This is a genomic window from Bifidobacterium sp. wkB344, from assembly GCF_003688305.1.
Taxonomy (GTDB): Bacteria; Actinomycetota; Actinomycetes; order Actinomycetales; family Bifidobacteriaceae; genus Bombiscardovia; species Bombiscardovia mizhiensis.
In genome coordinates this window covers 1-6,442 of record NZ_NPOQ01000007.1, presented here as the reverse complement: position 1 = coordinate 6,442, position 6,442 = coordinate 1, and the positions used below count along the sequence as shown (strand labels likewise).

General features: G+C 60.2%; 6 protein-coding genes and 2 pseudogenes. 6 read left to right on the top strand and 2 right to left on the bottom strand.

Annotated features, from left to right (window positions below):
• From CI601_RS00770 to CI601_RS00750, 5 genes and pseudogenes are all read left to right on the top strand, one after another.
• A pseudogene (locus tag CI601_RS00770) lies at positions 1–760 on the top strand (transposase); the annotation flags it as partial.
• 699 nt (positions 761–1,459) lie between these two features.
• A complete protein-coding gene (locus CI601_RS00765) occupies positions 1,460–2,890 on the top strand; it encodes a ParB/RepB/Spo0J family partition protein (protein ID WP_015022037.1) in 1,431 nt (476 codons plus the stop codon).
• A 77-nt stretch (positions 2,891–2,967) separates the two neighbouring features.
• On the top strand, positions 2,968–3,231 hold the full coding sequence (locus CI601_RS00760; protein ID WP_141650026.1) for a hypothetical protein: 264 nt from the start codon (positions 2,968–2,970) through the stop codon (positions 3,229–3,231).
• Between the two features lie 24 nt (positions 3,232–3,255).
• The gene (locus CI601_RS00755) at positions 3,256–3,603 is read left to right on the top strand and encodes a hypothetical protein (protein ID WP_015022035.1); all 348 of its coding nucleotides are present in this window, start codon (positions 3,256–3,258) and stop codon (positions 3,601–3,603) included.
• A 373-nt stretch (positions 3,604–3,976) separates the two neighbouring features.
• Positions 3,977–4,537, top strand: a complete 561-nt coding sequence (locus tag CI601_RS00750) for a hypothetical protein (RefSeq protein WP_015022034.1) — start codon at positions 3,977–3,979, stop codon at positions 4,535–4,537.
• A gap of 135 nt (positions 4,538–4,672) precedes the next feature.
• Here the strand turns inward: CI601_RS00750 and CI601_RS00745 are convergent, their stop codons facing one another.
• Together CI601_RS00745 and CI601_RS08470 are read right to left on the bottom strand one after the other, a co-directional pair.
• On the bottom strand, positions 4,673–5,119 hold the full coding sequence (locus CI601_RS00745) for a hypothetical protein (RefSeq protein ID WP_015022033.1): 447 nt from the start codon (positions 5,117–5,119) through the stop codon (positions 4,673–4,675).
• Positions 5,120–5,141: 22 nt separating this feature from the next.
• Positions 5,142–5,654 carry a hypothetical protein gene (locus CI601_RS08470; protein ID WP_045925197.1) on the bottom strand — a complete coding sequence of 171 codons (513 nt, stop codon included), beginning with the start codon at positions 5,652–5,654 and terminating at the stop codon, positions 5,142–5,144.
• Between the two features lie 316 nt (positions 5,655–5,970).
• On the opposite strand from CI601_RS08470, the pseudogene CI601_RS00735 reads away from it, so the two are divergent.
• Positions 5,971–6,442 (top strand): annotated as a pseudogene (locus CI601_RS00735) (IS256 family transposase); the annotation flags it as partial.

The window sequence follows — 6,442 nt, the reverse complement described above, 5'->3', positions numbered from 1 at the left end:
CGGCGGCCTGCACGGCCCTGTCCTCCCGCATCCCCGGGCCCGACGTGCTCATCACCGACGGCCTTCGCGGCGTGCAGAAAGCCTGCCATGCCTTGCTGGCCGGGCACGCGCATCCAACGCTGCCTGGTGCACGTGCAACGCAACACCAAAACCGACCTGACACTCAAACCACGACTTCAGGCCGGCAAGGAACTCAAGCGACTCTCCGACCAGCTCACCCGGGTCCATGCCATCGAGGAAGCGGTGCGTTGGGGTGAGGCCTTGAACGCCTGGCACGAAAGATGGAAAACCCTCATCGACGAACGCACCATGGCCAAGGACGACCCAGCCAACCCCAAAGCCAGCCACCAATCCTGGTGGTGGACCCACCAGGAACTCCGCCGCTGCTACCGCAGGCCCGAACACCTCTTCCAAGACAGGCAGCTCTTCGCCTTCCCGGAACCCGAACTCACCGCCGGCGGGCCAGTGGAACGCACCACCAACCGGCTGGAAGGAGGAGTCAACCCACCCATCAAACGCACCCTCCTGCAACACCACGGCCTACCCGAGAGCCACATGAGACGCGCCTGCGAATGGCACTGCTACATGAAAACCGACAACCCCCGACCCCGCCAGCCTGATCAGGGACGAACACCAGCAGCCACAACCAGCACCCAAACGGGAAACCAGACAGGAACAGGACGAGCCCGAACACTACGGCACCGCCATCAACTGGAACGAGTTCCACACACCAGTCAGATACCCCAACACCACACTCTGACCAACACACAACCAAACCCACACACAGAACCTAAAACAACGCGTTTAGTTCCTATAGCCCCTGATGCCGGAGAGACCGTTCTGTATCAGCATAGAGGCTAGATTGGCTGAGCTCTGATAAGGATGCGAAGGGTAAGGAATACGAGCGGTGTCCATCTCAGTTACACCCCTTTAGATAAAAAAGTGCCGCCCTAGTGTGCATATCATATAAATATGATAGAGGCAGTGGCGGCTTCTAACAAGCTTTAATATACTCGGGATATCAGTTAGAAAGCTTCATCAAGATAAAGCTTCACAATATAAACACATTTCTTATCGGATGGTCTTTCTTCTATCATGAGCTACTGCAGATCACCCTTCAATCGGCAAACATAAAACTGGTCGGCTCGGCCGGGGTTGTGGTCATCGGCGGCTGCGCCTTGATGTCTGGCCGCCGCTGTCGCACGCCTGCGGCGTGCTGCTGAAGGGGTTGGGAATGTGGTGTTTGTGCCGCCCCCTTCCATTCTGGCCCGGGCCGCTGCGACTCAAGCCCCGAGCGTCTCCGCCCACACCCCGCTCCGGCCGAGGGGGCCGAACAGCATGCCCCCTCGGCCTCCGGGGGAGTGTTCGGATCCACGCGGGGGCTTGACTCTCCGCTATACCCGGGCCGCCATTCCAGGCGTCGGCACAAACAGTCCCGGCACCAAGGAAAGGAACACCCATGAACACCACAACCACAGTGACCATGCTGCCCATCGACGCCATCAGGCCCAACGACGCCAACCCCCGAAGCGAGATAGGAGACGTGTCGGAGCTGGCCATGAGCATCGCGTCCCAAGGCATACAGCAGGCCCTGGTCGTCACACCGGCGAACCAGGAGGGGCGGCACACCCTGGTCATCGGACACCGGCGGCTGGCGGCCGCCGAGCAGGCCGGCCTTGCAACCGTGCCCTGTATCATCACCGACATGGACGAGCAGACCCAGGCGGAGGTGATGCTGGTAGAGAACATACACCGTGACCAGCTCACCGCCCTGGACGAGGCACGCGGATACGCCCACCTCCTGGACCTTGGCGAAGACGTGGACCAGATGGCCAAAGCCACTGGCCGCAGCCGCAGCACCGTGCAGCGACGGCTCAAAATATCGTCCATCGACGACGAGAAAATACTCGCGCTGCCATCCCAGCTGAGCTTCGAGGAATTGGAGACGATAGCCGACTTCCGCGACGACGAAGGCCTGCAAGACCAGCTCATCAAAGCCGCAGGCACCAACAACTGGAACATGACACTGCACCAGGTCCAGGCCAAACGGTCGCTGGACAAGTGGATCGAACAGGCCCAGGAAGCCATCAAGCAGGCCGGGCTGCCCATCGTGCCGCTGACACCATCACAATCCTGGTCTGACCCGGAAGGTTGGCGCACCATCGCCCGATTCTCCCCGGATACCGACCCCGACCCCAAGCAGGCCCTCGACACATGGCTGGAGGAATGGGAAGGCGACAAACCCACGGCCGCCGGACTGCTCGACCGTGGCGGACAGTGGCGCGTCAAAATCACCCTGCTGGAGCCATACACCCAACAGGACCAGGAGGACGAACGCCGGCAAAGAGAGGATGACCTGGCCAGGTGGCAAGCCGAACAAGAAGCCGAAATCGCACCGGCCAAGCAACTGGACACGGCAAGCCACGACCTGCGGCTGGCCTACACGCAACGGCTCATGTCCCTCAAACGCCCCGCCAAAAACCAGTCCCAGGCCCTGTCCATGCTGGTCATCGCCCAAGCGAGCCAACGCACCTGGTGGGTCAGCCGGGACCAGGTGCGGGACACATGGCGCGCCATCGTCCAGGACCAGGAAGCCGAGCTGGCGCAAAAGGCCGACCTTGACGAGAGTCGCCGCACCCAGACGGCCTTCGCCCTGTGCCACGCCATCATGGAGACACAGATCAACCACGAGACCTGGCGCAGCCAAGACGACATAGACGGCCTGCTCAAACCCCTCTACCGTGCCCTCCAAACCGCAGGCTACGCCATCAGCGACGAAGAGCAATCCGGTCTCGACGGCGACCTGGTGCCCCGACCTGAAGAGGAAGACAACGAAGGGAACGAAGATGAAACAGACGACGGCGACCAGGAGGAGGACACCAAAGAGTGAATGAACCCCGCAGCCAGACCGCAACGCGAGGAACGCACGACTGGTTTGTATGTGCAATTTGTACTACACTCATGGTCATGGAGATCGAGATAGAGCAATCAGCCCGCAAGCACGGCTGCGCCGACGACGAAATCAGGCACGCGGTCCTCCACTCCATAGGCCACGAACAAATCGAGGGCTACGGCGACGAGATGACGGTGGTCTTCGTCGGCCAGCCACACCCCGGGGCCCTACCCGACAACCTGCTCGAAGTCATCGTCAGCAAATGGCAGGACGGCCAGCTCCACGCCTTCCACGCCATGCCGCTGACCAGCCGGTGGCAACATCTCAGATACCAATAGACACAACCAACAAGGAGCCAGACCATGACCAACACACAGACACCCGCCGACAGGGCAGCACACGCCGAAGCACTCGACCGCATGGCCGACGCCGGCCAATTCACACCCATCGAAGGCACCCGGGTATACCGGGGCTACGACGCCGGCCCCCTGACCGACGACGACCTGCTCTCCATCTTCGCCGGCCGCCCCCGCGACGAACTCAAACAACCCACCAGCAAAACCTGGCAGGTACGCACCACCCCGGCCCTGGACCAATGGGCCGAAGCCGCCGTCAAAACAGAAGGCACCAACCTATCGGCACTGATCCGCCAAGCCACCGCCGAATACCTGGCACACCACTACCCAGGACTCCGAAGCCAGATGGCCTGACCCATCAGGGCAACATCATCAAGGGACCCCTCAACGGGGTCCCTTTTTCCATGCTCGGCTCGGCCGGGGTTGTGGTCATCGGCGGCTGCGCCTTGATGTCTGGCCGCCGCTGTCGCACGCCTGCGGCGTGCTGCTGAAGGGGTTGGGAATGTGGTGTTTGTGCCGCCCCCTTCCATTCTGGCCCGGGCCGCTGCGACTCAAGCCCCGAGCGTCTCCGCCCACACCCCGCTCCGGCCGAGGGGGCCGAACAGCATGCCCCCTCGGCCTCCGGGGGAGTGTTCGGATCCACGCGGGGGCTTGACTCTCCGCTATACCCGGGCCGCCATTCCAGGCGTCGGCACAAACAGTCCCGGCACCAAGGAAAGGAACACCCATGAACACCACAACCAGCCTCCAGGACGACGTCAAGCAACTGAGCCAGGACCCCCAACTCATGCTCACCGCAGGCCGACAGGCCCTCGACAGCATCATGCGCATACTCGACGGCACCCACCAGCCCGAAGCCATAGGACACGACCGGCTCACCCGCATGGCCGCGCTGATAGAAACCTCACTGCCGCACCGCGACGCGCTCCTGGTCGCCGCCATCAACCCCGACACCACCCGAGACGACCTGACCACCATCACCGAACAACCCCACGACCCCGCCGCCGTCAAACTCATCTTCACCAGCCTCACCACCTGCTTCGAAGGCCGGACCCCCGTCAACCAGGAACGCGCCGACAGAGCCTACAACCTCTTCGACCAGCTCACCGCCGCCGTCGGCCCCACCCCACACCTCAGCGCCTCCAGAGCCTACCTGGCCTGGGCCGCCCGCGACCCCGACCAAGCCAGCTCATACATGGTCCAAGCCCTCACCCTCGACCGAACCAACAACCTCGCAGCGCTCATCGCCCTGGCCCTCAGTAAGAACATCAACCCCACCGACGACTAACACCACACACAACCAAACCGAAGAGGTCTCCTCCCAAACCAAGGAGGAGACCTCTCCGCGTCCGATGCGTTTCTCCCGCCCCATAAAAGGGGCACTCGAATCCGCTTCATTCCCTAGGAATGATCGTTGTTTAGATTAATCATGCTTGTCTGCAGCATCAACGGCATGAATGACGAGTAGGGAGATGAGAATGGTGAGAACCTCAGTTATCAAAGATGAGAGCGCCATGGCTTCCCACCTGCTGAAGGCCAAGGCCATCAACCCCATGAGAAACACAAAACTCACAACTTCGCTAACAAGCTTCTTCAAGACCTTGTGACTGCTCATGCTAAACAACACATCCACCAACGCATCAGTTATGTAGGTACCAAAGAACCACAACAGAAAGATAACGATGGTACCCAAAACCCCACGCCACCCATGCACCCAGGAACGAACGCCACCGAAAGGGAGCAAGCGATAAGTGACACCAATGCCGACCGCAAAAGGAAAGACAAAACCCAACAACACAGTTCCGAAAAAACCAACACCGGTAATCGCATCCGAAACCGTTACATGGTCTGATCGTCCACGGTCACTCATCGCTCACCCCTCTCTCCATGAATCAGAGGAACAAATCAACCCATGTCGCCGTGTATTCAGCAATATCGTAAGGGATGCCCAGCTGCATCAAACCTGAGACGATAGCGGCATGAGTCCAGACGCCGGTGGCTTCCAGGAAGTCTGCAATCCGACCGGCCCACGGAGCAATCTTGGCAGGAAGCTTGGAACCTCCCCAGCGCAGAAGCTTAATGACAGCTTTCTTGGCGATCGTCGTAGCCCAATTCCTCGATTGGAAGCCATTACCGGCAGTGCCATCATGCATCGAGAATGCATACTCGGTCAGGATGCCAGCACCTTCATAATCACCGTTTTCCCATGCGGTATCCGCTATCTCCAGCACATCCCTCGGAGTCAGCGAATCGGTGACTTGACTCACGATAGATGTCGAAGCGGTATCCACAGGCTCTGCAGCCATCGCCTGACTGGGAACCATGGCGACTCCCATAGACAGCGCAAGTGGAACAGCAACGCTGGCGAGCAACCTACTTTTGATAGTGTTCAGAGCTTTCATCATAAGCCCTTTTCCGTTTGTTGAGTCAATTCATCCTTGATAACCAATAACGAAGTCAGCGGTGTCAGCCATGGCACCTCTGACAACCCAGCTAAAACTGGAATACTGCACTGATAGATAGGCCTAACTATCATTCTTGAGTTATTACATCAACGGTGACAGTAGCACCACCGTTACACCATTATAGGGCTATAGGAACTAAACGCGTTGTTTATGTTGGGGGTTTGGCCTTGTGGCTGTAAGCGTGTTGGGTGGTTGTTAATAGGTCGGGTTGTTAATAGGGGTCTTGCAGGGGTGCCCGTTCCTGTTCGATTGGGGAATGAGAACCAGATCGAAGAGGGCCAGGCATTGCCCCATATGCCATGGGCGGATGCGCAGGCATGGGCGCAACAGATCAGGCACGCAGCGCTGGATGTGTCCGTCCTGCTCGATCACGTCCACCGCGCGCAGGCAGGACCGGGCCCGCGCCGCGCAGTTGAGGGAGTTCCCGGACTGGCCGCTGACGGGCAGGACCCGGGAACAGATGGGGGCCATGGGCGCCAGGGCCTGGCGTAAACGGGTCGGCTGGTGCTGGAACATCAAGCCGGCAATCACACCGGACGGGGTGGTCCATCACACGCTCATGGCCGACGGCACGTATATGGCACACGGCTGGTGCCTCCTGATAGCGATCGACGGGCAGACGGGCCAGGTCATCGACCGGCAGTGGTGCCATCAGGAGAACACGGCGGCCTGCACGGCCCTGTCCTCCCGCATCCCCGGGCCCGACGTGCTCATCACCGACGGCCTTC